This is a genomic window from Methanolobus sp. ZRKC4 (assembly GCF_045291305.1).
Taxonomy (GTDB): domain Archaea; phylum Halobacteriota; class Methanosarcinia; order Methanosarcinales; family Methanosarcinaceae; genus Methanolobus.
Window position 1 is genome coordinate 2436794 of the sequence record NZ_CP146983.1, and the last position, 23390, is coordinate 2460183.

Annotated in this window: 24 protein-coding genes and 1 pseudogene; 13 read left to right on the forward strand and 12 right to left on the reverse strand. The window is 38.4% G+C overall.

Translation table 11 applies throughout. The features are described 5' to 3' along the window. Window positions 1-46: 46 nt before the first annotated feature. Entirely contained in the window at window positions 47-622 is a 576-nt protein-coding gene (locus V7O67_RS11940) for a TetR/AcrR family transcriptional regulator (protein ID WP_342304624.1), read from the reverse strand. Window positions 623-803: 181 nt separating this feature from the next. Between V7O67_RS11940 and V7O67_RS11945 the strand changes: the two genes are divergently transcribed. Further along, entirely contained in the window at window positions 804-1013 is a 210-nt protein-coding gene (locus V7O67_RS11945; RefSeq protein ID WP_342304623.1) for a hypothetical protein, read from the forward strand. A 12-nt stretch (window positions 1014-1025) separates the two neighbouring features. On the opposite strand, the gene V7O67_RS11950 is transcribed toward V7O67_RS11945, so the two are convergent. Genes V7O67_RS11950 through V7O67_RS11960 form a run of 3 tightly spaced genes read right to left on the reverse strand, consistent with a single transcriptional unit; the run spans window position 1026 to window position 2650 of the window. Beyond that, window positions 1026-1442 (reverse strand): DUF2111 domain-containing protein, encoded by a 417-nt coding sequence (locus tag V7O67_RS11950; protein WP_342304622.1) that lies wholly within the window; start codon window positions 1440-1442, stop codon window positions 1026-1028. Window positions 1443-1478: 36 nt separating this feature from the next. Then, the gene (trxB, locus tag V7O67_RS11955; RefSeq protein WP_342304621.1) at window positions 1479-2396 is read right to left on the reverse strand and encodes a thioredoxin-disulfide reductase; all 918 of its coding nucleotides are present in this window, start codon (window positions 2394-2396) and stop codon (window positions 1479-1481) included. A gap of 5 nt (window positions 2397-2401) precedes the next feature. Continuing rightward, a complete protein-coding gene (locus tag V7O67_RS11960) occupies window positions 2402-2650 on the reverse strand; it encodes a glutaredoxin family protein (RefSeq protein WP_406670093.1) in 249 nt (82 codons plus the stop codon). A 170-nt stretch (window positions 2651-2820) separates the two neighbouring features. On the opposite strand from V7O67_RS11960, the gene V7O67_RS11965 reads away from it, so the two are divergent. Further along, complete coding sequence (locus V7O67_RS11965; RefSeq protein WP_406671474.1) at window positions 2821-3516, forward strand: AIM24 family protein; 696 nt, start codon at window positions 2821-2823, stop codon at window positions 3514-3516. Between the two features lie 16 nt (window positions 3517-3532). Here V7O67_RS11965 and V7O67_RS11970 read toward each other — a convergent pair whose 3' ends face one another. The 5 genes from V7O67_RS11970 to hsp20 all read right to left on the reverse strand — a co-directional run bounded on the left by V7O67_RS11970 (window position 3533) and on the right by hsp20 (window position 9376). Then, window positions 3533-4246 carry a UPF0280 family protein gene (locus tag V7O67_RS11970; protein WP_406670094.1) on the reverse strand — a complete coding sequence of 238 codons (714 nt, stop codon included), beginning with the start codon at window positions 4244-4246 and terminating at the stop codon, window positions 3533-3535. Between the two features lie 31 nt (window positions 4247-4277). Continuing rightward, window positions 4278-4670, reverse strand: a complete 393-nt coding sequence (locus V7O67_RS11975) for a 4Fe-4S binding protein (protein ID WP_406670095.1) — start codon at window positions 4668-4670, stop codon at window positions 4278-4280. 2 nt (window positions 4671-4672) lie between these two features. Continuing rightward, complete coding sequence (locus tag V7O67_RS11980) at window positions 4673-6175, reverse strand: homocysteine biosynthesis protein (RefSeq protein WP_406670096.1); 1503 nt, start codon at window positions 6173-6175, stop codon at window positions 4673-4675. Between the two features lie 170 nt (window positions 6176-6345). After that, the gene (locus V7O67_RS11985) at window positions 6346-8715 is read right to left on the reverse strand and encodes a PAS domain S-box protein (protein ID WP_342304616.1); all 2370 of its coding nucleotides are present in this window, start codon (window positions 8713-8715) and stop codon (window positions 6346-6348) included. Window positions 8716-8836: 121 nt separating this feature from the next. Further along, on the reverse strand, window positions 8837-9376 hold the full coding sequence (gene hsp20 / locus V7O67_RS11990) for an archaeal heat shock protein Hsp20 (RefSeq protein WP_342304615.1): 540 nt from the start codon (window positions 9374-9376) through the stop codon (window positions 8837-8839). 166 nt (window positions 9377-9542) lie between these two features. Here hsp20 and V7O67_RS11995 point away from each other — a divergent pair, with 166 nt between their 5' ends. The 3 genes from V7O67_RS11995 to V7O67_RS12005 all read left to right on the forward strand — a co-directional run bounded on the left by V7O67_RS11995 (window position 9543) and on the right by V7O67_RS12005 (window position 11331). Continuing rightward, a complete protein-coding gene (locus V7O67_RS11995) occupies window positions 9543-9740 on the forward strand; it encodes an MM0924 family protein (RefSeq protein WP_342304614.1) in 198 nt (65 codons plus the stop codon). A 153-nt stretch (window positions 9741-9893) separates the two neighbouring features. Then, window positions 9894-10613 (forward strand): FAD-dependent oxidoreductase, encoded by a 720-nt coding sequence (locus tag V7O67_RS12000; RefSeq protein WP_342304613.1) that lies wholly within the window; start codon window positions 9894-9896, stop codon window positions 10611-10613. A gap of 35 nt (window positions 10614-10648) precedes the next feature. Continuing rightward, a protein-coding gene (locus V7O67_RS12005) for an IS1 family transposase (protein WP_342303728.1) occupies window positions 10649-11331 on the forward strand; the annotation gives its coding sequence in 2 pieces (ribosomal slippage) (window positions 10649-10975 and window positions 10978-11331; 681 coding nt in all). A 274-nt stretch (window positions 11332-11605) separates the two neighbouring features. Here V7O67_RS12005 and V7O67_RS12010 read toward each other — a convergent pair. Continuing rightward, on the reverse strand, window positions 11606-12421 hold the full coding sequence (locus tag V7O67_RS12010; RefSeq protein ID WP_342304612.1) for a UDP-2,3-diacylglucosamine diphosphatase: 816 nt from the start codon (window positions 12419-12421) through the stop codon (window positions 11606-11608). 295 nt (window positions 12422-12716) lie between these two features. On the opposite strand from V7O67_RS12010, the pseudogene tnpC reads away from it, so the two are divergent. The 6 genes and pseudogenes from tnpC to V7O67_RS12040 all read left to right on the forward strand — a co-directional run bounded on the left by tnpC (window position 12717) and on the right by V7O67_RS12040 (window position 19242). Next, window positions 12717-14166 (forward strand): annotated as a pseudogene (tnpC, locus tag V7O67_RS12015) (IS66 family transposase). A 198-nt stretch (window positions 14167-14364) separates the two neighbouring features. Continuing rightward, entirely contained in the window at window positions 14365-14598 is a 234-nt protein-coding gene (locus V7O67_RS12020; RefSeq protein WP_342304611.1) for a hypothetical protein, read from the forward strand. Window positions 14599-14722: 124 nt separating this feature from the next. Beyond that, entirely contained in the window at window positions 14723-16066 is a 1344-nt protein-coding gene (thrC, locus tag V7O67_RS12025; protein ID WP_406670098.1) for a threonine synthase, read from the forward strand. Between the two features lie 113 nt (window positions 16067-16179). Further along, a complete protein-coding gene (locus tag V7O67_RS12030; protein WP_406671475.1) occupies window positions 16180-16368 on the forward strand; it encodes a DUF2769 domain-containing protein in 189 nt (62 codons plus the stop codon). A 687-nt stretch (window positions 16369-17055) separates the two neighbouring features. Beyond that, on the forward strand, window positions 17056-17910 hold the full coding sequence (locus V7O67_RS12035) for a GNAT family N-acetyltransferase (RefSeq protein WP_342304609.1): 855 nt from the start codon (window positions 17056-17058) through the stop codon (window positions 17908-17910). Between the two features lie 348 nt (window positions 17911-18258). Beyond that, window positions 18259-19242 carry a DMT family transporter gene (locus tag V7O67_RS12040; RefSeq protein ID WP_342304608.1) on the forward strand — a complete coding sequence of 328 codons (984 nt, stop codon included), beginning with the start codon at window positions 18259-18261 and terminating at the stop codon, window positions 19240-19242. 3 nt (window positions 19243-19245) lie between these two features. Here the strand turns inward: V7O67_RS12040 and V7O67_RS12045 are convergent, their stop codons facing one another. After that, window positions 19246-19698, reverse strand: a complete 453-nt coding sequence (locus tag V7O67_RS12045) for a hypothetical protein (RefSeq protein WP_342304607.1) — start codon at window positions 19696-19698, stop codon at window positions 19246-19248. Window positions 19699-19944: 246 nt separating this feature from the next. On the opposite strand from V7O67_RS12045, the gene V7O67_RS12050 reads away from it, so the two are divergent. Beyond that, entirely contained in the window at window positions 19945-20349 is a 405-nt protein-coding gene (locus V7O67_RS12050; RefSeq protein ID WP_342304606.1) for a phosphate-starvation-inducible PsiE family protein, read from the forward strand. A gap of 36 nt (window positions 20350-20385) precedes the next feature. Here V7O67_RS12050 and V7O67_RS12055 read toward each other — a convergent pair whose 3' ends face one another. After that, on the reverse strand, window positions 20386-22431 hold the full coding sequence (locus V7O67_RS12055) for a methyl-accepting chemotaxis protein (protein ID WP_406670099.1): 2046 nt from the start codon (window positions 22429-22431) through the stop codon (window positions 20386-20388). Between the two features lie 213 nt (window positions 22432-22644). On the opposite strand from V7O67_RS12055, the gene V7O67_RS12060 reads away from it, so the two are divergent. Next, window positions 22645-23355 (forward strand): type 1 glutamine amidotransferase, encoded by a 711-nt coding sequence (locus V7O67_RS12060; RefSeq protein ID WP_342304604.1) that lies wholly within the window; start codon window positions 22645-22647, stop codon window positions 23353-23355. The last annotated feature ends 35 nt before the right edge of the window (window positions 23356-23390 follow it).

The following is a 23390-nucleotide window of genomic DNA, read 5'->3' on the forward strand; positions in this document are numbered from 1 at the left end:
TAATTGCTTTGATTGACTAATCAATCACTTATGTGGCGAAAAAATATTATTTTTTGGCCAGCCCATCCCAGACGATTTGGAATCCATTTTCTATAACCTTCTCTTTGTCTTGAACTTCAGAATCAAGGATAAAGTTCACTACCGTCCTGCTGGACTGATAGAACATTGCAATGACCAGTTCTGCAGAATAATCCCTGATATCACCATTTGCTATTCCTTCTTTCACAAGATCGTGAAGGAAGACATATTCTTTCATGACTACTTCACGCGTGTAGTTTGTTATGTAAGGAGATGAACAGAACTGGCCTACAAAAAGAAAATCATCCTGATTGTTGATTCCCCATTCGATCATATTATACCAGATCTTCTTGAATTTATCATGAAAGGTACTCTGTGTCTGGAGTTCTTCCCCCATACTGCGGCTTAATTTACCCTTCACATCAAAATACAAACCATTGATGAGATCCTCTTTAGTAGGGAAGTAATTGAATAACGTGCCAGTGGCTACGCCTGCTTCTTTTGAAATCAGGGCAGTGGATGTACCTTGGAAACCTCTTTCAGTAAAGAGTCTCAGGGCCGCTTGCAGAAGTGCTGTTTTTTTGTCTTCAATCTTTTCTTTCATGAATTATCTCTATCATTGACTGAATAGTCATTTGTGTATTAGAGTAGAGTTTTATATAAATACTTTATGGCCCACCTTCCAACTATCATAAATATTAAATATTAAGGAAAAATCTATGACCTCTGAATAGAACAGAGAATGAATAGAAAACTATAATATGAATCAGGTGTTGTTGAATTCTATGGAAGGACCACTTGGGAAAATATACAGCATGCCAACAGCAGTATTGCTGGTAATAGGCATGGTTTTGAGTGCTTTTCTTTTCTACAGCCTTATGAAGGCAGCGGAAAACGGAAACGTGCTGATGGTAATACTTCTTGCAGTAGCAATATCAATTGTAGCCTTTATAGTAACTAAAGCAATCAAGATACAGAAAATGAAAGAATTTTAAGAAATGAGCAAATCACTTCATTTTTCTTCTTGATTCTTCCACTTCATCAACTATCCCAGGGTATTCTCTGAACATAGAAAGTATGTCAAGAGCTGCTACAAGGTCCACAACACCTATTGCGCCAATGGCTTCTCCCTGAATAGTCCTTATAGGAGTAACTACAACTGACTTTCCCCTGTATACACCGTCTTTGGGCACAGTCCTGATCATGCTGTTCGTCCGGATAACCTCTTCCAGAATCGGACCTGTGTATTCCCGGTCAATTATCAAGCCCCGCTCCATTCGAATTCCCCTGAAATTGAGACTGCGAATAGTTATTGGAATCCCTAGAAGAGTATGCACTGCAATTGCTATCGGTTCCAGGTCGTCAGCCGTGGAATCAGGGCATATTTTCAGGCAAATGACACTGTTAGATTCTTCATCGCACATAATTTTAAGCTCACCTCGTTAATTGAATTGATAATATTATGATCTATCAAATTTTGCAGATGTAATATATTCGTGAGCAGATATGGCTGCTACAGCACCATCTGAAACAGCTGTGACAACCTGCCACATTGAAGTTCGCCGGCAATCACCTGCAGCAAATATCCCACTAACAGAACTCTCCATCCGCTCATCAGTCTCAATAAAACCTGCATCTATCTTCTTAACATCCACCATTGATGTATTGGGATCGATACCCACATAAATGAAAATACCATCAATGTTCATTTCAGTCGTTTCATCCGTCTTTACATTTTTCAGGATAACCTTTTCAACGAGTTCCTTGCCTTTTATTTCCTCTACTACAGTGTCCCATATGAAAGTTATATTCTCTTTGTCAAATACCCTTTTCTGAAGTATGGAACATGCCCTTAGCTCATCGCGCCTGTGGACCACATAAACTTTACTTGCAATATCCGAAAGAATGAGAGCATCTGTAACAGCAGATTCACCGCCACCGACTACAATCACTTCCAGACCTCCGTAGAATGGACCATCGCATGTAGCACAATATGAAACTCCTTTTGTCAGAAATTCGTCCTCACCGGGAACTCCAAGATGTCTTGGATTTGCACCGGTTGCAACTATCACTGCAAGAGCTTCAAGTTCGCCATCATCTGTTACGACAACTTTCCGGTCAACTTCATCCCTGACTGTCTTCACACCAGTGACCTCTACATTCACTCCTGTGTTTTCTGCATGTTCCTTGAATTTCTGCATCAGTTCCATCCCTGATATCGAGGAAAAACCCGGATAGTTCTCTACCCTGTCAGCTGTGGATATCTGGCCTGGAACTACGTTCTTTTCAAGTACAATTGTATCAAGACCATACCGGACAGCATATATAGCTGCAGTTAGTCCTGCAGGACCCCCTCCTATGATAATAAGATCGTGCATGCTGATCAACTATCATCACAAACATTGCTGGTCTTTTCTTTGTCAGGAACTCCCACAAAGGCAACCTTGTCATCAATGATCGTTGTAGGTATTGACCGGATATTGAATTTGCTGGCAAGTTCTTTTCCTTCGGGGGTATCAAGATCTACTTCCTCATACTCGAAATCATATTTTTCTTTGAGTTCCCTCCAGAGATTTTTTGCAGCAGGACAGAAATGACACCATTCCGAATGGACCAGAGTTACTTTTACCATATTATTCCACACTCCTTTTTATTGGTCATTATTCTATTAGTTAGTAGAGTATATCAAATTAATGACTGTAAAAAGTTAATTTACACTGTTAACCAGGTTTATATAAGCGAATGTGCTTTTGAAAAAGTATATGACTAATAAACAATATTTATAATGAAGGAGGAATTGATATTTCAAGATATTCTATTGATGAATTTGTAAGAAGCACAGGCCAGAAGGACCTTGGAGAAGGGAAATTCGAGCTTGAACGTGACAGGATGCTTGAAGTCAATCTTAACGGCAGGGTCTGGACCAAGAGAGGCACCATGGTTGCACATCTTGGAAATGTCAAATTCACACGTGAAGGATTACTTGAACACGGACTTGGCAAGTTCGTAAAGAAGTCATTTACGGGTGAAGGAATATCCCTTACGAAAGCAGAAGGCGCGGGTAAAGTGTACCTTGCAGACAGCGGGAAAAAAATATCAATTATAAATCTTGAAAACGATTCGATATATGTTAACGGGAACGACCTTCTTGCCTTTGAAGAAGGGATAAACTGGGACATAAAACTAATGAAAAGAGTGGCAGGCATCATGTCAGGTGGTCTCTTCAATGTGAGACTCGAAGGAACCGGAATGGTAGCTATTACAACCCACTATGACCCCCTCACCTTGAGAGTTTCAAACAACACGCCGGTTTTCACTGACCCGAATGCAACTGTTGCATGGTCAGGAAACCTACAGCCAGATGTCAAGACTGATGTTTCATTTAAGACATTTGTGGGTAGGTCAAGTGGTGAGAGTATACAGATGGCCTTCAAAGGCGAGGGTTTTGTTGTTGTCCAACCCTATGAAGAAGTACCTTATGTCGCTCCGGTGGCATAATCATTCTTTTTATTTTTTAACCTTTTGTGATACAGTCATACCTGACGTCAGCCTTTACAAGTTCCGGGATATCACCCCAGAAACCTATGAACTCACCCTGTATCACAATAGCTCCTTTTATGCCATCGACATTTCTCACAGTATCAAAAGCATCTTCAACTGAAGCTTTTCCGGCACCTGTTGCATTCCCAAGGGCTGTTGCTGCAGAATCTGCCAATGAGACATTGTCAGAAAAAATAACCGCTGCATCTGCCATACCGAAACTAATAGAAGGTCCCACAGTACCAGAGGATGTGCATATTCCGGTAATAGTCTCCCGGGATTCCAGTGTAAACCCAAGATTCTTCAAAGGAGATTCACCTGCATAAATACCTATGACAACAGGCCTGTCATTGATGATAGCAATATCACCTCCATTGTCCACAAAAGCAAAAGAAGCACCAGACTCAACCATCGCTTCAACGGCAAGGGAAGATATCGTACCGGCAACAGCGCTCATGGGACCGATGTTCATTGCATTTCCGGCTTTTACCATCCTCCTGACAATCTCGGGAAAATCATCATCCAGGTCATATGCTTCCAGAGTACTCTGGAAGAACTGGTCTGAAGAAATATACGATTCCAACTCCCTGCGATGCACCCTTATGGCTTCACGAGCTACCTCTATGTGAGAGGAAGTGTCGGCCTGAATCGTTACAATGGTTTCTTTCAACCTGAAATATTCTTTCATGGTAAAATATTAAAAAAAGAAAAAAGATGTATCACCTGTTGTTTCCAAGTGACAGTGCATTGTGAGGACACATTTCAACACATGTGCCACACTGTATGCATTTGCTCTTGTCTACAAGAAGACTGTATTCCTCATCCAGTGAGAAAACCTTTGTAGGGCACACAGATATACATGCACTACATTCAACGCATTCATCCTCATCCCATTCAATAGGAACATTCAATTTTGTGACCTTAGCCCCTTTGCTGGTCAATGATTTGCACATTTGGTCAAATTTGTCTTCATCCACATCAGCGACGACCTCACCGCAAGAACGGTCAAAATGTGCCTGGGAGATGTTCAGCAGGACTCCTGTCTCAAGTATCGACTCTGCCATAATGGGCTTTGTGATTATATCACTTGAAATATTGATCTTGATCTTCACATTTATGACCTCCTGGCGAACAACTTGCTGATGTCATCACTAGTTATGATACCAACGATGTGTTTGTCCTTATTTATCACTGGCATTGCGGAAACTGAATCCTGATCCATCCTCCTTGCAACAACCGCGACCCTTTCATCAGCACTTGCCACTATGACCTTCTTAGTCATTATATCCTCTACAAGGTCAAACTTGTCCTGGGAAACAGCCTTTGAGATGTCCCAGGCTGTCACGATACCCACCAGTGAATTGTCTTTGCTTACCACAGGAAGATGATTAAAAGCCGTATCCATTATGATCTTTGCAGCCTCATAGACGCTCGCATCCTTAGTAATTGTTACAACACTAACTGCCATGATATCAGAAACAAGTGCTATACCTTCAGTTTGTTTCATCGGTTTTGCAGATATATCCTTTGGAAGCCTTTCAACAGGCATTGACACAAAGAAGTCACCTTTGGAGATCCATTCCTTGAGTTCAGATGCAATTATTCTTGATTTCTTGAAACTTGACAGAGAAGATGTAGGAACATCACGTCCGTTTATCTCAACATGTCCACTGCGCAGTTCTTCATAAGTTACATCGCGCACTGCAGACCTGTCCCTGCTGGGAACGCCATAATCAAGTATGTTGGTAGTGATATCCACATCTGTCACAGCGGCAGCCTGAGCAACATTTTCATCCAGTACGGGAATAGGGATGCCCATTCCGATATATAGGGAAGTACCATAACCTTCAAAATTTGCAGCCCTGATGTAATCGGAGCTCATTTTCTTCACGTCACCTTGAACCATAAGAGTCCCGAACATTCCGGCAGATGCGTGCTGTGTGCCCGGCCCCACAATATAGCCCTGCGTACCGCCCAGGAAAATACGACTTCCGGTTCCAATTGTCCGGTAATCAGGATCATTTGACAGAGGAGATAGTACACCTGCACCGGAATATGTCACGTTCCCGAAATTCGGGAGCAATGAACCCATATATGTATGTATGGTCTGCTTAGTACCATTGGTTGCTGCATTGTATTTCTGATATGCATTTCTTGGATTAACCATAATTGCCTGGTTCATGTCCTCAAGAGTAATTGAAGTATCAAGCAGCTTGCGCGGATAGCAATCGGTCCCATGGGAGACAGCATGCAGGTCTACCGACTTCCCGCGTATAAGATCTTCTATGACATGTGCTCCACCGTATTCCATACCCAGGGATTCGGAAAGCTGGGTTGCTCCCATGAACGCATCCACTGCAGCTACTCCAGTATAGGCTTCAACATCGTTCATCCACACTTTCTGCATTTTAATAGGTGGTTCGGAATGACCGAAATTAAACCATACACCGGATGAACACATCGCGCCGAAGGTACCTGTAGTCACCACGTCGACTTCCCTAGCAGCACCTTCAGGACCAAGCTCTGCAACAATACCCACCATTTCCTCTGCGGTGACAACATTGACACTGCCATCTTTTATTTTAGAGTTAATTTCATGAATTGTCTTTTTTACCATGCACTATTCCTCTAATACCAGAAAGTAATTTTTTGGCAACTATATATTACTTGTGGTAATTTGACTTTGAAAGAACATATTCAGGAATACACAGAAATAACAGACATTGAATATAATTGCAGTTCTTAATAAAAGTTGTCATTCTAAATTTATCATGCTACTTTTTCAAACTAATCATACACCTTTACAGTAAACCAAAAAGTACTGCCTTTACCTACCTTATTATCAATAACATGAAGTTCTTCCCCATGACACTTCAATGCCATTTTAGCGATTGAAAGTCCAAGACCTTTTCCTTGAATAGAGGAAGATCCTGCCCTTTTGAATCTGCCAAATATACTTAGTTTATCTTCATCAGAGATACCCTGACCAACATCAGATACACTGACCTTCCATTTGTTACCTGCCTCAGTTATATCCACAATTACCTCACTACCCTCTGGTGAGTATTTTATGGCATTTGACATCAGATTGAAAAATACCTCATCCAAAATTGGATTTACACGGGCAGGACAGGACTCAGGAGAGTTCAGTACAACTTCAATATTACTAGCCATAACTTTATCGTGAAGTCTTGCCATAGAATTACTAAAAAACCACCGAAGATCCAACTTCTGGGTAACCATATCTGTTGAACAATTCATTTTTGCGAAAACGGAAGCATATTCTATTGTCTTCTTTAATTTTTCAGTAGCTTTATTAATATTACCAAGAAGATGCTTTTTTCCATCATCATCTTCAATTTCAGACAGATATTCAACAAATCCTTCTATTATGGAAACTGAACTTGTAAGATCGTGGCTTGTAACATCAGCAAACATGTCTTTGAGCTCATTGGAGTATTCCAATTGATTTGAGTGCTCCTTAATGGCTTTTTCAAATGCTCGCCTTTCACTTATATCTCGCCCTATCAACACCATATATGTACTATCTTCATTCTCCACAAATGCAAAACTTATATCCACAGGAAAGGATGTTCCATTTTTTCGCATAAACTCAGACTCTAGCAATAATGAACCTTTATCAACTACTTTACTGGTAACATCATGCATATTGAGTCCTTTTATGAAACAATCCGGCTCAAAGATATTCTGAGCCATTATTTCAGATTCAGAGTAACCAAGACTCTGAAATATTCGGTCACTTAGATAGATAAACTTCTTGGATACCGCATCAAGAACCATGATATAATCAGTAGACTGGTTCATCAGTTTCTTATATAATTCCAAAGAGCTGAATGACTCCCGCAATCTAATAGTATCGGCGAGTATGGATGAAACAGACTGAAGGAAATTAATTTCATGTTCTGAAAATTTTTTCTTTATATCTGTATGGACACATAATATTCCGAAAGGTTCGTTCTTGCTTCCGATTATAACACTGGCTCCACTAACAACCTCTTGTTCATGGAGAAAACGTGGTACTTTAAAGCGTATTTCACTACTCAAATCGTCAATGATAACTGGTTTGCCGGTAAATACTGTGTAACCTGCCTGTGAACCTTCGTTTTTGTCTACGACAACAGAACCAATACCCCAATCACTCCACCCGTATCCATACCTCAGGAGAAAACGTCCGTCTGAAAGCTTTTCCATTATAGTTCCATACTTCACATCGAGAGTATTTGCTATAAGCTCCACAGTATAGTTCATCAGATCATTTATATCACTGCAGGAAAGAGCTTTTTCCCCAAGTTCTGAGAGAGAACTTTGTTGAAGGTTAGTACTCTTAAGTTCCTGTTCAAATCTTTTCCTTTCATCAATATCAAGAATAATACCGTGGAAATGAGTTATGTTCTTATATTTATCACGAATAGCATATGACTTTTCAAGAACCCACCGAGATTCTCCGTTTGCGGTTAAAAGCATGTACTCTTTAGAAAAATTATTCCCGGCACATTGATCAATTGCACTTCTGACACTTCCCAGATAATCTGGATGTACAATGTCTACATACGAGAGTTTTCCGGATTTGAAATCATCAGGGCCATAACCAAATTGAACTACATTATCCGATACATATTCTACAGACCATGAATCATCTCCTTTCCATAGAAATGATACGAACGGAAGATGTGAGACATCCAGTCCATCACGTCCAAAAAAAGATTTATTTGAACAAACTGTTTTAACCGTTTCATCTTTGAGAAGACACATCATGCCATTAAAACGACCCTCATTCTCAAAAGATGGAATGATATCACAGGTAAAATACTTCAGGCAACCATCATGGGTTACTATTTTTACAGGATCTTTTTTATTGAAATCTTCCAGCTTTTTTGCCGAAAGTATACAATCGAACAAAGATGAGTAATTTTTCATAATTGTTGAAGACAGATGGTTCAGATTATTTCCTATGACATCTGCATCGTTAGTTCCTGTAAGGAACTGAAAGACTTCATTAGAATAAAGAACCTTGTCATTTTTATCCAGACAAAGAATTCCTATATCAAGCTTAGAAAATACATCTGAATGAACATACTGCAACATTTCTGGTAGAACAAAGTTATTGCTATCCATCTCCCTTGAATTAGCAGACATTTTTACCCCCACAACTACATACTCTGCAAAACTAAATAATAGTTATATGTAATACATATATACATGTTGGTATAAAACAAATAAGTAAATATAAATGATTAAAAAAGTAGAAGAAGAGTAATTAATCAATGTGAACTGAGCGAGCTAATCCTAACTCTTTCATATCCATAACAACTTCGAGGACACCATTAAGATATGTTGCCTTTGCAGTATCAGGATCCACACTTGAAGGAAGTTCGATACTTTCTGAATAAGATATTAATTCAGTCTGCGCATCCAGTTTAAGCAATGTTTCAGTAACATCCAGATTAATGTCTTCCTTTTCCACGTCAGGAAGCTCTGCCATAACATGGATTTTCCCATCTATTTCAAAAACATCTATCAAAGGCTTTCTTTCATTTACCCTGAACTGTTGTTTTACAGACTCCAATTCATCATTTTCATCACCATCGGGAAAGACGTTCCCAAATTCCCTGATCTCTGGTTCTTCACCGGGATGTCTGGACACAGAAAATCCGTAGAAGAAGGGTTGTGTTTCAAAATCATCGAGGTTGATACCGAACTTGTCCATCATGTGTTCTATGATATCCTCTATATCACCAAAGTTACCTTCATCAAAGATATCATCAAAAAAACCTCGTTTTCTTCTTTTGTCAGCCATTGGTAATCACCGCTTTGGTAGCTAGATGGGATTGGCACTATTTATCTTTTGGCAACTATTTCATCCTTTTGGGAAACGGAATTTAAAATCAGGATTAGACAACAATATCAATCAATACTTATATGAAAAATAATCAATATATTATCAATAGTTGATAGTGATGGAAATGCAATCATTTATTCTTGAGAATTTTATGGGAAAAGATGTTTCCGTCTATTGTGGGGGAATACTTACATTCAGAGGGAATGTAAAAGCTTGCAACGATGGAGTCCTTACTCTTGAGATAACAGACCGACGCTATTCACACATTTCCATTAGCAAGATAATTACTGTCCAGCCGGACCAAAATCCCGATGATGTCTGAAGTATTATTGACCCACTTTTTCAAGCTGCAACCTTAGTTGCAAATTTACGATATTTTCATCAGATGTTCAAAGATGAGCAGACTATACTTCTATAATATTTATAATATGATGCAATTCAATAACGAAAAAACCAGCTACTGGGGAATATATCAATGGATATAGAATATGATGCTTTTGTAATAGGTACCGGAGTTGCAGGTTCTTCACTTGCATACAAACTCAACAATGCAGGAATGAAAGTTGCCATTGCAGACAAGGATAAGTACGGAGGAATCTGTGCATTTCATGGATGCATTCCAAAGAAGATACTTAGTGGTGCTGCCGATATAGTGGCTTCCGGTAAGAGGATGGAAAATAAAGGTATAAAGTGTAATAATTATCTTCAATGGCCTGAGTTGATAGATTTTAAGGATGAACTGGTTCACTCCTTAACAAGTCCTAAAGAAAAAGCATTCAGTGATGCAGGGATAGATACCTATCACGGTAAAGTGAGTTTTCATGACAGGAACACACTGGCTATCGGAGACAAACTCATATCTTCGAAGTACATCCTTGTAACTGTCGGAGCAAGATCAAAGCCCATTGATATACCCGGAGCAGAACTTATCACAACCAGTGATGAGTTCCTTGATATGAAAGAATTCCCTAAGAAGATGATCTTTGTAGGTGCCGGCTATATTTCATTTGAATTTGCACACATAGCTGCAAGAGCAGGTGCAGACGTTACGATAATCCACAGAGGAGAGAATATCCTCAAGACATTTGACACTGACCTTGTGAACATGCTGATAAAAGCATCAGAAAAAGCAGGAATCAGAATCATTACAAGTCAGAAACTTATAAAAATAGAAAAAAAGGGCTTTGGTAATTAAACATCGTTATATAATATGATGGCCTCTTTTTATATATGAATTGTCCAAAGTGTAAGAGTTCCAGTCATAAGAAGAACGGTAGGATTGATGGTCGACAACGCTACAAATGCCATGATTGTGGATACAACTATTCAGTAGATATAAAATCCACCGCTAGCCCCGTATCTGTTAAGCGACAGGCTTTACAACTCTATCTGGAGGGGTTGGGATTTCGTTCAATTGGACGTTTTTTGGGCGTTAGTCATGTTTCTGTTCAAAAATGGATTCGAAAATTTGGTAGTGAATTAGAGGATCTAAAAAGTGAAAATGAGATTTCTGTTGTGGAATTGGACGAGATGCATACTTATATTGGGAATAAAAAAACTACTGCTGGATATGGATTGCTGTTGATAGATATGGGAAGAAATTCATCGATTGCTCTTTTGGCAGCAGAGGAACAAAAACAGGACAAAAACTCTGGAAAAAGTTAAAGACAAAAGAGGTTGGGGAAGTAATGACGGATTATTGGAGGGCATATGCCAAGTTAGTCCCCAGAAACATCCATACTCGATCAAAAGCAGAAACATATACTGTTGAAGGATACAACAGCATATTTAGGCATTTCCTGGCAAGACTAAGGAGAAAGTCAAAGTGTTATACTAAAAGTCTTGAAATGCTAAAAATCTCCGTTTTGCTCTTGATGAAATATAGGAATAAAGAACTAGCTATGTTTAATTAACAATGCCAACGTTTTTTTCATGTTCTGCGCATCTCATAAAAAAGCTAAATATTTGCATAGTATGGGTCTGAAGAATGTATAGGTGTGAATCTATTTATACTATATCATTTTTTAGATGAGAAAATCTGATTTTTTTACTGCAAAGGCAAAATTTTGCTTTAAACATTGCATGGTTACTGAAAAAGTTCTATTCAGAATAATGGGGAATTTGCTTATTAAGCCGGGAAAAAAGAAAAATAAGGAACAGTGGTTAGTTAGTAAAAAATTAGAGATCTTACCCGGTAAATTCCTTTAAAATCACCACATCATCGGTAATCTCGATATAATCTAACTTCTTTTTCTCACCAAACCCCCAACTTCCTGTATTCGCCACTTTATTTTCCTCTTCAACATATGGATGGTGAGTATGGCCGTATATCAAATACTGTTCAGGACGTATACTTAACAGAAAATGCCTGGTTTTTGCTTCCGCAAGTTCTTCGATTGGCTTAATAACATTATGTTTATGGAAGTTTCTGATTCTTGTTTCGGGTGGCTCCATCATTGATTTAAGAGCAGCATGGGGATTCTCGGGGAATTTCTTCAAACTATCCCACAGAGAGCTATGTGTCTGTATGCTTTTCCATAGTTTATCGGCAGCATTGCCTGCATCATCTCCTGCCAGACACATGTGTTCGCTAAAGGTTTCGTATGTTTTCATCGATTTATAGTATGGATTGCACAGTACTTCCAGCTGATATCCATGAAAAAAGAAGAAGTCTTGATCTTTACTTTTAATTACAGTCGATTTTTTAATTTCGAATGGGAAGTTTTCACCTAAAAGTTCGCTAAGACGTAGCAAATAATAGTCATGATTGCCAACAATGTAATGAACTTCGGTTTTACCTTTCATATCATTTAAAAGTGTCAATGATTCCGAACACTCAATGACTGCCTTTGTGAAGTCCCTTCTCCATATGTCTATTATATCTCCCAGAAGAACCAAATGCTCAACATTTTTGGTTTTTAAAAAATTCAGGAACTCTACAAATTTATCTGTATTAGCTTCTTTCATACCAAGATGTACATCTGAAACGACTACGATTGACATTAAACCCCCGCCTTTTGATTTCCTTACTAAGCAACTTGATTTCATTTATTAAAATTCTGGTAATTAATTGCAATAATGCTACTAATTATAATATTAGTGTATAATAACGCAAATAACATTGGGAACATTATTTCGAAACATTGTTACTTGTTTTAATTATGTTTTGATTCATGGTAACTATTCAGCCTGACTGTTTTAATGATGCAAAAAACAATATACTATGGCTTCATTCTATGTGTTAAAAAATATTCAGTAAAATATCATAAAAAACGTCTATCAATCTGAGGGGATTTGTATAGACCGCGAAGAAATACTTGCAGTTTATGAAGCTGGTCCAGAAGCAGTAGTAGAACTTGTAACTCGATTACTTGGGATAATTGAACATCAATCTCTCCAAATTGCACAACTTGAAGAGCGTGTCAGGCATTTGGAAGAAATGCTTGAAAAGAATAGTCGCAACAGTAGCAAACCACCTTCTACTGATTCTTATGCACGGAATAAACCAACCGTTAAAAGTCAAAGAAAAAAGACCAATAAGCATGTAGGTGGTCAAAACGGTCATCCTGGTACTACATTAAGAATAAATGATGATCCGGATGAAGTTATTGTTCATCCTGTTAATCAATGCGTCAATTGTGGGAGATCGTTAGCTTCTGTTCCCTCTGACTATGAAAGAAGACAGGTCTTTGACATTCCTCCTATAACTATCAATTGCATTGAACATCGTTGCGAGATTAAAACATGTCCCAAATGTTCTCATGTAAACAAAGCTCTTTTTCCAGATGGTGTAACTCAGCCGACTCAATACGGTCATCGAGTTAAGTCATTTGCAGTTTATTTGCACACTTACCAATTACTTCCTTATCAGCGTGTTACCAAGTTGTTCTCTGATATTTTGGGATGCAAGATAAGTCCTGCTACTTTGGTGAACACGGAACGTAGTTGTTTTGAGAAGCTTGGAGCTTTTGAAAATACAGTGAAACATCTCCTGAAAGAATCTCCTGTCATCAATCTGGATGAAACAGGAATGAGAATAAATGCAGTTCGTAATTGGCTTCATGTGGCAGGTACAGACAAACTGACCTATTATTTTGCACATCGCAAAAGGGGGCTCAGAAGCAATGGATGCTATGGGCATATTACCAGGTTACACTGGTGTTGCAACACATGATTTTTGGAAACCGTACAACAAATATGAATGTCAACATTCATTATGTAATGCACATTTATTACGAGAGTTAACTGGAGCTTCCGAAAACAGGGATCAACAGTGGCCAAAGATAATGAGTGATCTCTTGATATGCATTAAACATCATGTTGATAATGATCTTTTAGATACTGAGCTAATTCAAAGGTTCAGTGAGGATTATGATCACATAACTTGTTTAGGAGTGAATGAAAATCCTCCTGATCCGGAATCAAATGTGCGGTCTAAAAAACGAGGACGTAAGAAGCAGACCACGGTAAAGAATTTGCTGGATAGGTTTATTGGCCATAAAGAGGATATCTTGCGATTTATGTACGACCAAAACGTTCCGTTTGATAACAATCAGGCTGAAAGAGATATCAGAATGACGAAAGTACAGCAGAAGATATCAGGTACTTTCCGCAGTGAACAGGGTGCAAAAAATTTCTGCCGTATAAGAGGATACGTGTCTACTGTTAATAAGAATTCTGAATCTGTTATCGATGCAATTAGTGCAATATTTTATGGCAATTCATTTGTTCCAAAGTTGCAGAATTGATCGTGGATGAAGAAATCAGCTTGGTGGAAGTGGGCTAGGCTGAATAGTTACGATTCATGTATGGATAGAGTATGGGATTTTCTTATATGTTTGACATTGCCCTGACATTAGCATTAAATACAATTAATATCGATTGAAAATGGGGCTAATTAGTCCTTAAACAACATTTTGAATTGATTGGTGACGAAAATTTATGACATGGAAAAACCGTCTGAAGAGCTGACAATCTTGCTTGCAGATGTACTTGCAGACTTTGATGTGGAATTTAGAAAAATGTTTAGAACCACTGTCCACTTCGTTAAAGGTAATATGTTTGCAGGTGTCCACGGAGATGGTATCATGTTGCGTCTCAAGTCCGTGGATCAGGAACTATTATTTGCTGAGCATAATGAGGCTGCACCTTTTGAACCAATGGGCAGACTCTCTCATTAAAAATAATCTGGTTTGAATATCTGATCGCGGATGGATGGCAAGTTATTCATACTTATTTATCCTTTAAAGGTCATCATTTACTTTATACTAATACTAATACACATCAACTGAATTCCTGATTACAATGAAACTCTATAGCACAAATCTTAAGGCACCGGAAGTAAGCTTTCAGGAGGCCCTTATAACCGGGCTTGCACCGGACAGAGGGCTTTACATGCCAAAAAGCCTTCCGACCTTCTCAAAAGAAGAGATTGACTCCTTCAAGGATGTGTCGTATCCTGAAATTGCATACAGGGTACTGAACAAGGTTCTTGAAGGTGAGGTAGATGACAAATCACTGAAAGCCATCATCTATGATGCGTACAATTATGATGTCCCGTTGGAGAAAGTTGATGACATTACCTATATTATGAGGCTTGATCGGGGTCCTACAGCTTCTTTTAAGGATTTTGCAGCCCGTATGATGGCAAGGCTTATGCAGTATTACCTCAAGAAAGAGGAACGTCAACTCACCATACTTACGGCAACCTCCGGTGATACCGGAAGTGCGGTGGCCCATGCATTCTATGGTCTTGACAATATCAGGGTCATTGTGCTATTCCCCCAGGATGAGGTTTCAGATCGTCAGCGTAAGCAGATGACTACTCTGGGCGAGAACATCACCGCTTTGTCCATCGACGGAAAATTCGATGATTGCCAGGCTATGGTTAAACAGGCATTTGCAGATGAGGAACTCAGTCACCTTAACCTTTCATCGGCGAATTCTATAAACATTGGTCGTCTGGTGCCCCAGTCAATTTATTATTTCTACGCTTACCTTAAATTGAGAGATTACCCCGAAGAGCTGATAGTTTCCATCCCCTCCGGCAATTTCGGAAACATGATGGGATGTGTGCTTGCAAAGACCATGGGCGTGCCTATTAAAAAAATTCTTGCTTCTGTAAATGAGAATGACGAGGTCCCGACCTTCCTTGATTGCGGGAAGTATGCCAAGATAGTTCCATCTAAGAACTGTCTCTCCAATGCCATGAATGTGGGTCATCCAAGTAACCTGTCAAGACTGATTGCTATATATGGCGGCGAGATGGACGAGATTGGGAATATCAGCAAAGAGCCTGACATGGAAAGTCTTAGGAATGATATCTACTCTGGTTCTGTCACGGACAGCGAGACCAAAGCTACAATAAAAGAAATATATGAACAATATGGCATACTTATCGAGCCTCATGGTGCAGTCGGTGTAAAAGGCCTGCTCGAATTCAGATCCCAAACAGGTGATAATACTCTTGCAGTGACTCTGGAAACCGCCCACCCGGCTAAGTTCCCTGAACATGTAAAGAACGAAACGGGAGTTGAGCCCGAACTTCCACAAAGCCTGAAAGAGGTAGAAGGGAAGGAGGAGTATATGGATTATCTTAGTACGGATTATTCCGGTTTTAAGAAGTATCTTCAGGAAAAGCTCATCTGAGCTTTTCTTCTTTAGTTTCCTTATATTGATTTTTAATTTTCATCTATTAGTGGGGTGTTATTACGACAGGGGAAGACTCATGTTCATCAAAAAGTCATGGTAAATATTTCGGTATATGTACCTCCTATCATCATTCCAAAGGTTGTAATTGTCCAAGATGTCCATCATATCCTGGATATGGTGTCTTCATGTTTTGTTCTAAAGGTGTATATCCTGGCACGCAGAAAAAAGGGTGTATGTGTTCTGAGTGCTATATATATCACAAATTTGCTCTAAAAGGTGAGTACTTTTGCCTGGAATAATTATTTATTCTGCTTGTTGCTTTTGATTTTTTATTTAATAATCACCTCATCATTATCATAATCATTATATATCCAAGTGTAGATATATTAATATAGTAGTATAATGTAGTATTAATTGTGGCAAGATCTGCCAGACAGAAAATGCCTCAAATGAAATGCCCCATACGGTGGTACGATATGGATTTCATCCAAATTTCCTCTGGAAAAACGGAATTGGATTGCATGGAATTGTGGGTACGATACCTTCCCTCTCGGTATCTGAAAAACGAAAAATACCCACCTTTCCAAAAATTGGAAGGATGAAGCAAAGGAGTATGAGCGAGTTTAAAGTGGGACTTTAGTGGGAAGTGGAGTATGAGCGGATTAGGGTAAGTCGTTCCGAAATTCTCGGAAGGGCTCGGGGTTATTGTCAACATTATTGCCAATGGGGTTATTGTCAATAATATGTTTTCCTGCTTTTGCAGGAAAACTATTTCAGTTTATAATTATACTGCATCGTCACTTTTTTAATTTCGATATATTTTATTCTATAGAGCTCTTCGGCATCCAAGTGCCTATTCAAATCATGAATATGATTCTTTTTTAGTAGTTTTTTTAAGGACCATAGTTCGAAGTTCATCAATATGTACAAAATTCCTGCTAAGTTTTATCTATGATTATATTTTTATAATGATTATTAGGTGTTATATGGTGGATAAAACAGAGGATTTTCAGATCCGCACAATGAGGCGTTCGGATATTGATATGGCTATCAGATGGGCAGAAGAAGAAGGCTGGAATCCTGGGTTGAATGATGCAGAGTGTTTTTATGCCACTGATCCTTCCGGTTTCTTTATAGGGGAACTTGATGGAGAACCAATCTGCTGTATGTCAAATGTTGTTTATGATGACAGATTTGCATTTGCAGGTTTTTATATTGTGATACCGGAATACAGAAACCACGGTTATGGAAGCAGACTTTTTAATGAAGCAATGTCCTATGCAGGCAATAGGAACATTGGTGGTGACGGGGTAGTAGAAATGCAGGAAAAATATCAGCAGAGGTCTGGTTTCACTTTTGCCTATCGTAACATAAGGTTCGAAGGCATTGGAGGAGGTACAGAACCCGAGGGGATGATTCCGGTTTCACACGTCTCATTTGATGCTCTGGTGGATTATGATAGCCTTCATTTTCCATCGCGTCGTGAGAATTTCCTGCGTTCATGGATTTCCCAGAAAGGGTGCAGTGCATTTGCAAAACTTGATGATTCTGGTGCAATTATGGGATACGGTGTTATAAGGCCATGTTTCACTGGATCGAAAATAGGTCCGTTATTTGCCTCAACTCCTAAGATTGCAGGAAATATATTCAACAGTCTTCTGGCCACAGTTGGCGAAACACCTGTGTTCTTCGATGTTCCTGAACCTAACACTCATGCTCTGGCTATCGTACAATCCCATGGCATGTCCAGAGTTTTTGAAACTGGAAGGATGTATACAAAAAATGTTCCTATGCTTCCAATTAACAATATTTTCGGTGTAACCAGTTTTGAATTAGGATGATTCATTGTTTTTTTGTAACTATTCAGCCTGATAAAAACGCTATCAATAACAATCTTGACAAAAAGTTGAAACGTAAATTTCATTAGGATCATTTATTTTGATTGTTGCTATTGATTGCTTTTTTGATTGTTAGATTGTTAGTGAGCAGACATCTCTATTTCGATGAAATCAGTACCAATAGGCAAATCGTGCCAGGCTGAATAGTTACGTTTTTTTTTTCAATTACTTACTTTTTTCAATAATTGTGTATTATCCAAATCCTTATAATATATTTTACAATATGATTTGTTAATGATTTTTTATTTCAGATTTGCTTATATATTATAGGGCTGTTTCAGCATAGCCCTTATGATATCTATTAAAAGCAGTAAATACTCTTATTTAGAGCTTATAATCTCATGTACTATATTCGGAGCTAGTGGAATCTTTATAAAACATGTTAGTGGTATGCAAACAAGTTCTATTATCTTTTACAGGCTTATTTTTGGATTCATAATGCTATTAGCTTACTGTATACTGACTAAAAAGTGTAATATCCTTTATTTGGACAAAAAGAAACTTTATATCCTTTTAATTGCAATTTTTAATGTTCTTACCCTTTATACTTACTTCAGTTCTATAAAGTATGCAGGTATTTCGATTGCCGTCCTGTTGCTTTACACAGCACCAGTGTACGTTACATTATTGTCTCCTCTCTTTTTAAAAGAGAAGATTACAAAACGTGGCATGTTTTCCCTATTGATCTCAATAACCGGGATTCTAATCGTTATACTACCAGGAAGCAAAGCATCCGGATATGATGCTCATATTTTGCTGGGTATAATTTTTGGTGTCCTGTCTGGTATTTCTTACAGTGGAACGATCATGACTGTTAGTTATCTCAAAGATGAATATTCAGGTATCACTCAGTTGTTCTGGTCAACTTTTATCAGCTTGCTGATTCTGTTACCTTTTGGTAGCAAAGTACCGGCAGACGTACTTTTTATGAATCTGCGAACTCTTATTCTATTCGGGGTGGTAACAACAGCTTTTGCTTCGGTGCTCTATCTCAACAGTGTTGCAAAAATTCGGGCACAAACAGTAAGTGTGCTTGCATTACTTGAACCTGTAAGTGGTATTCTTTTCGGGTTCCTGTTCCTTCACGAACCTATATTTATGCATACTCTTCAGGGGTGCTTCCTTATAATCCTGGGTGCATTCATCCTTCTTTTTGAGCCGGGAAATCTTAATCTTGCACATGTGGCAGGTTCAAAGACCTATATATCTATCATTGGCAGAAATAAATTATTAAAAATCCCTGCAATATATTCTTCACGGCTACTAAGGAAATAATATCTATTTCCTGAAGAACATTGCTATGCAAAGTGCAATCATGAATGGAAGCAATATGGTTGGGAATTTTGGTATTTCCTGATTTGTATCCCCATTATCCTCATCTGTCTCTTCTTCATCTTCAGATACCTCGTTCGAGTCTTCATCGTTGTCTGATCTTTCGTTAGACTCATTTACATTAATTATATTTTGCACACCTTCTGACGATGCATAACTTACAATACTGTGTCCGTCATGTTTCCACCAACCGGATTCTTCATCATCAGTAGATGTGTCATCTATTATTGACATAAGAGGTTCCTGTTCAGGAGTAGGTTCTATAGCTTCATTATTTATACTTGTTATATTTTCAAAAGCTTCATGAAATGTCTGTTCTTGTGGTATAATATTTGGAAATAATAATGTCAGAACAAGAATAAAAATAATGAATACATATAATTTTATGCTAACTACCAATCTTTGTTCCCCCCACATATATAGACTGGTCAGATTTGCCTGCCATTTACACATATGTTTGCTGCGAAATATATGTTTTTCTGTATGTGTATACAAAAAGTATTCAAAATAAAAGAAAAAGTACTTTATTAAGCTGTTACTAAATTACCAATAATCCCATAGATTATATGCAAGCGCTTAATCATGAATTAAGTGCTTTTATCGGTGAATAATGTGATAATCAATTATATTAACAGGTTTCAGAAATTGATCATAAAGACAGTTATCGTGATGATGGCACTTGTTATCCTTAGTGCTACATTGGAAATTGGATGGATAGTGTTTAAGGATTTGATTACCCCTCCTGTTTTCTTAATCGGTGTGGATCAGATACTGGATGTATTTGGTCTGTTCTTCCTTGTTATAATTGGTATAGAGTTACTGGAAACTGTAAAAATGATAATCACGGAATCTTTAATGAATGTGGATGTTATCATCCTTGTAGGGGTCACTGCAATCGTAAGAAAAGTGATGATAATTGATATTAAAAGTACAGAACCCCTGTTCCTTGCAGGTATGGGTGTGCTTATTCTTGCACTTGCAGCAACATATTATCTGATAACAAGCTCTGAAAAAGAATTCAAGTGCACACTTGATTATGAAAAAGAATAAAAAAAGAAGAGGAAAGTGAAGGCTCATTGAACGCTCTTATTCACTTTCAAATTTGAATTTATCCAGCTTTGCTTTCAGTCCATCTGCAAGTTCAGACAGTTCCCTTGAAGATTCTGTGAATTCTGTCATGGATGATGTTTGTTCTTCAATAGCAGCAGAAACTTCCTCTGTTCCGGCAGCTGATGCCTCTGATATTGATGACATTTCTTCCATGGATGCAGTAACTTCCTGAATCGATGCAGATTGCTCTTGTGCAGCAGCTGCAATATCCTGTGCCATACCTGCAACCTTCCCACCACCTTCTACAATTTTCTTAACAGCATCGACGGTATCCTGAAGTGCTTTTGCACCACCTGCAATGGTTCCAGTTCCTTTCTCTACGGTTATGACAGCTTCTTCTGTCCTTTGTTGAATCTCAAGGATTAGCTTTGATATCTGTTGTGCGGCGTTTCCCGAGTTCTCAGCAAGTTTCCTTACTTCATCGGCAACAACTGCGAATCCTCTGCCATGTTCTCCTGCCCTGGCTGCTTCTATTGCAGCATTGAGTGCTAGCAGGTTGGTCTGGTCTGCAACATTTGTGATGAGTTCGACTATTTCACCAATTTCTCTGGACTTAACATCCAGTTCCCTTATCACATTTGCAGATTGTCCGGCAGAATTTTGTATTTCATCCATCTGGTTAAGAAGTGTCTCTGATTGGATTCCAACTTCTTGTATGAGTTCACTTGCCTTTGTTGCAGTTTCTGCAGCAACCTGGGCACTTGAAGCAATTTCCTGGACATTATATGTCATGTCTGCCATTGCATGTGATGTTTTTTCTGTTTTCACGGATTGTCCTTGAGCACCACTGGCTATTTCACCAATTGTCTGGGATATGTGGTTGCTTACAGATTCCATTTCAATTGATGATGTGTACATAATATTTGAAGTTCCAGTTACTTTATTAGCACTATGTTCTATTTCTATAACCAGATCTTTAAGGTTTTTTGCCATCTGATCGATTGCAGATGATAATTGTCCCATCTCGTCCTCTGAATCACTTTCGATGTTAACCGTCAGGTCTCCTTCTGCAATAGAATTGGTGGCAGTGATCATTTTTTCAAGTGAATCTGTAATTGATTTTGAGAATTTTCTGGCGGCAAAGAATCCTACAATGATGAGTATAAATATCGCTGCGATCATTGTGTTCCTTATGGATTGAACTCCTTCTGTGAATTCATCAAGGTAGCTTCCTGAGGCTACTATCCATTCTCTTGGTTCGTAATATGAATATGCTACAACCTTTTCTCTTCCTTCCCATTGGTATGAGAGGTAGCCTTCTTTGGTTTCGACCATTTCTTTCGCAAAATCATATTCATAGATGCTCTCGCCCTCTTTATTTGGATGCAGTATCAGATTGCCTTCTGTATCCATTATGTATAGATAACCTGTTTTCCCGACAACAAGTTCTCCTATATGCTCTTTTATATGATTGATGAAGGGCTCTTCCAAAACACCAACATAAAGGATACCTATTATATTTCCTGAATTATCTTCAATAGGTTCGTATGCGGTCAGATACCAGGCATTGACTACCCATGCTCTTCCATAGAACACTCCACCTTTATTGACAACTGTCTCATACACTGGTTGTGACACTATGGTACCGACTGCTCTTTCTCCCTCATTGGTGATGACGTTAGTAGAGATCCTTACAGCCTCTCCATCCACTACCTGGAATACAGTCGCAGTCCCTCCTACCATATTCTTGACATCATCAACGATCTCAAAATTATTGTTGACAACATAATCTTCTCCCAATACCATTTGTCCATAAATGATTTCAGGATTACCTTTTGAGTAAAAAACGGTCCTTGCAACTCCCAGGTCACTGTTTACTTTGTCTTGTGCAAGGGAAAATGTTGAGCCAATGTAATCATTCTCTATTTGCACCTGCTCTTCAAGTTTATTTTGTATCTCATGTGAAATACTGTTGCCTGCTTGTTCATAGGCATATGTGCCTACAAGAAGAACGGGTACTATAGCAGCTATTAGTGTGAATATTAGTAATTTACGTCCAATTGGGATGTCTCTGTATCTCATGTTATCCTTCCACAATGATAAAAAATTAATATAATATACGTCAATCTATTATCTATATTATATAAATAATTCTATATATTTTCTGTTCATTTACGCACCATATTAATTTTTTAACAGTAAAGTACTAATCTGTTCTTGTTTATTCATAAATTCACATATTATTTACACTACACACCAACAGAATTTAAAAAATCCATTTGAGATAGAATAATTATGAAAATTAGTTGCCTGATACATCTGGAATTCGAATCCCTTGGTAACATCAAAGAATGGGCCTTTAATAAAGGTCATTCTATATCCGTGACTGCTCCATACGTAAATTCTGTTTTCCCACAGTTACATGAATTCGATCTGCTCATAATAATGGGTGGTTTGATGAGTGTCTATCAGGAAGAAGAATATCCATGGTTAAAGGAGGAAAAGAAATTTGTTAAAACTGTTCTCAAATCAGGCAAAGCCGTTTATGGCATATGTTTTGGAGCCCAGATGATAGCAGAATTATTGGAGGGTAAAGTGTCACAAAGTCCACTTAAGGAAATTGGCTGGCATAAAGTTCGTTCACTTGAAGCATTTCAGGCAGATGATATTCTGTTTCATATTTCTGAGGGAATTATTGTTTTCCAGTGGCATGGTGATACCTTCAGTCTTCCAAAGGGTGCAAAACGTCTGTTTGAAAGTGAAGCATGCCCGGAGCAAGGGTTCATTTACGGAGACAATGTGCTTGCAGTGCAGTTCCATCCAGAGGTTAATGAAGAGTGTGTAGACAGCCTGATAGAAAACTGTAGTTCTGACTTCGTGGAAGGTAAGTATATACAATCAGAGCATGAGATACGTGGGAGGGATGATCTGATAAAGTCATCTTCTGATCTGATGTTTGCAATACTTGACTGGTTTGAAAGTAATATAGGGAGTAAAGCAAACTAAAAGTACTTTTATATCTATCGTCAGAATAAGTTCAT

Excerpts from the sequence above, each read along its gene's own strand:
- V7O67_RS11960 (WP_406670093.1), bottom strand. The coding sequence starts at position 2,650 with ATGGTAAAAGTAACTCTGGTCCATTCGGAATGGTGTCATTTCTGTCCT.
- V7O67_RS12055 (WP_406670099.1), bottom strand. The coding sequence starts at position 22,431 with ATGAGATACAGAGACATCCCAATTGGACGTAAATTACTAATATTCACA.
- V7O67_RS12060 (WP_342304604.1), top strand. The coding sequence starts at position 22,645 with ATGAAAATTAGTTGCCTGATACATCTGGAATTCGAATCCCTTGGTAAC.
- thrC (WP_406670098.1), top strand. The coding sequence starts at position 14,723 with ATGAAACTCTATAGCACAAATCTTAAGGCACCGGAAGTAAGCTTTCAG.
- V7O67_RS12000 (WP_342304613.1), top strand. The coding sequence starts at position 9,894 with ATGGATATAGAATATGATGCTTTTGTAATAGGTACCGGAGTTGCAGGT.
- V7O67_RS11950 (WP_342304622.1), bottom strand. The coding sequence starts at position 1,442 with ATGTGCGATGAAGAATCTAACAGTGTCATTTGCCTGAAAATATGCCCT.
- V7O67_RS11970 (WP_406670094.1), bottom strand. The coding sequence starts at position 4,246 with ATGAAAGAATATTTCAGGTTGAAAGAAACCATTGTAACGATTCAGGCC.
- V7O67_RS11940 (WP_342304624.1), bottom strand. The coding sequence starts at position 622 with ATGAAAGAAAAGATTGAAGACAAAAAAACAGCACTTCTGCAAGCGGCC.
- hsp20 (WP_342304615.1), bottom strand. The coding sequence starts at position 9,376 with ATGGCTGACAAAAGAAGAAAACGAGGTTTTTTTGATGATATCTTTGAT.
- V7O67_RS12035 (WP_342304609.1), top strand. The coding sequence starts at position 17,056 with ATGGTGGATAAAACAGAGGATTTTCAGATCCGCACAATGAGGCGTTCG.
- trxB (WP_342304621.1), bottom strand. The coding sequence starts at position 2,396 with ATGCACGATCTTATTATCATAGGAGGGGGTCCTGCAGGACTAACTGCA.
- V7O67_RS11995 (WP_342304614.1), top strand. The coding sequence starts at position 9,543 with ATGCAATCATTTATTCTTGAGAATTTTATGGGAAAAGATGTTTCCGTC.
- V7O67_RS12010 (WP_342304612.1), bottom strand. The coding sequence starts at position 12,421 with ATGTCAATCGTAGTCGTTTCAGATGTACATCTTGGTATGAAAGAAGCT.
- V7O67_RS11985 (WP_342304616.1), bottom strand. The coding sequence starts at position 8,715 with ATGTCTGCTAATTCAAGGGAGATGGATAGCAATAACTTTGTTCTACCA.
- V7O67_RS12020 (WP_342304611.1), top strand. The coding sequence starts at position 14,365 with ATGGAAAAACCGTCTGAAGAGCTGACAATCTTGCTTGCAGATGTACTT.
- V7O67_RS11980 (WP_406670096.1), bottom strand. The coding sequence starts at position 6,175 with ATGGTAAAAAAGACAATTCATGAAATTAACTCTAAAATAAAAGATGGC.
- V7O67_RS12040 (WP_342304608.1), top strand. The coding sequence starts at position 18,259 with ATGATATCTATTAAAAGCAGTAAATACTCTTATTTAGAGCTTATAATC.
- V7O67_RS11945 (WP_342304623.1), top strand. The coding sequence starts at position 804 with ATGGAAGGACCACTTGGGAAAATATACAGCATGCCAACAGCAGTATTG.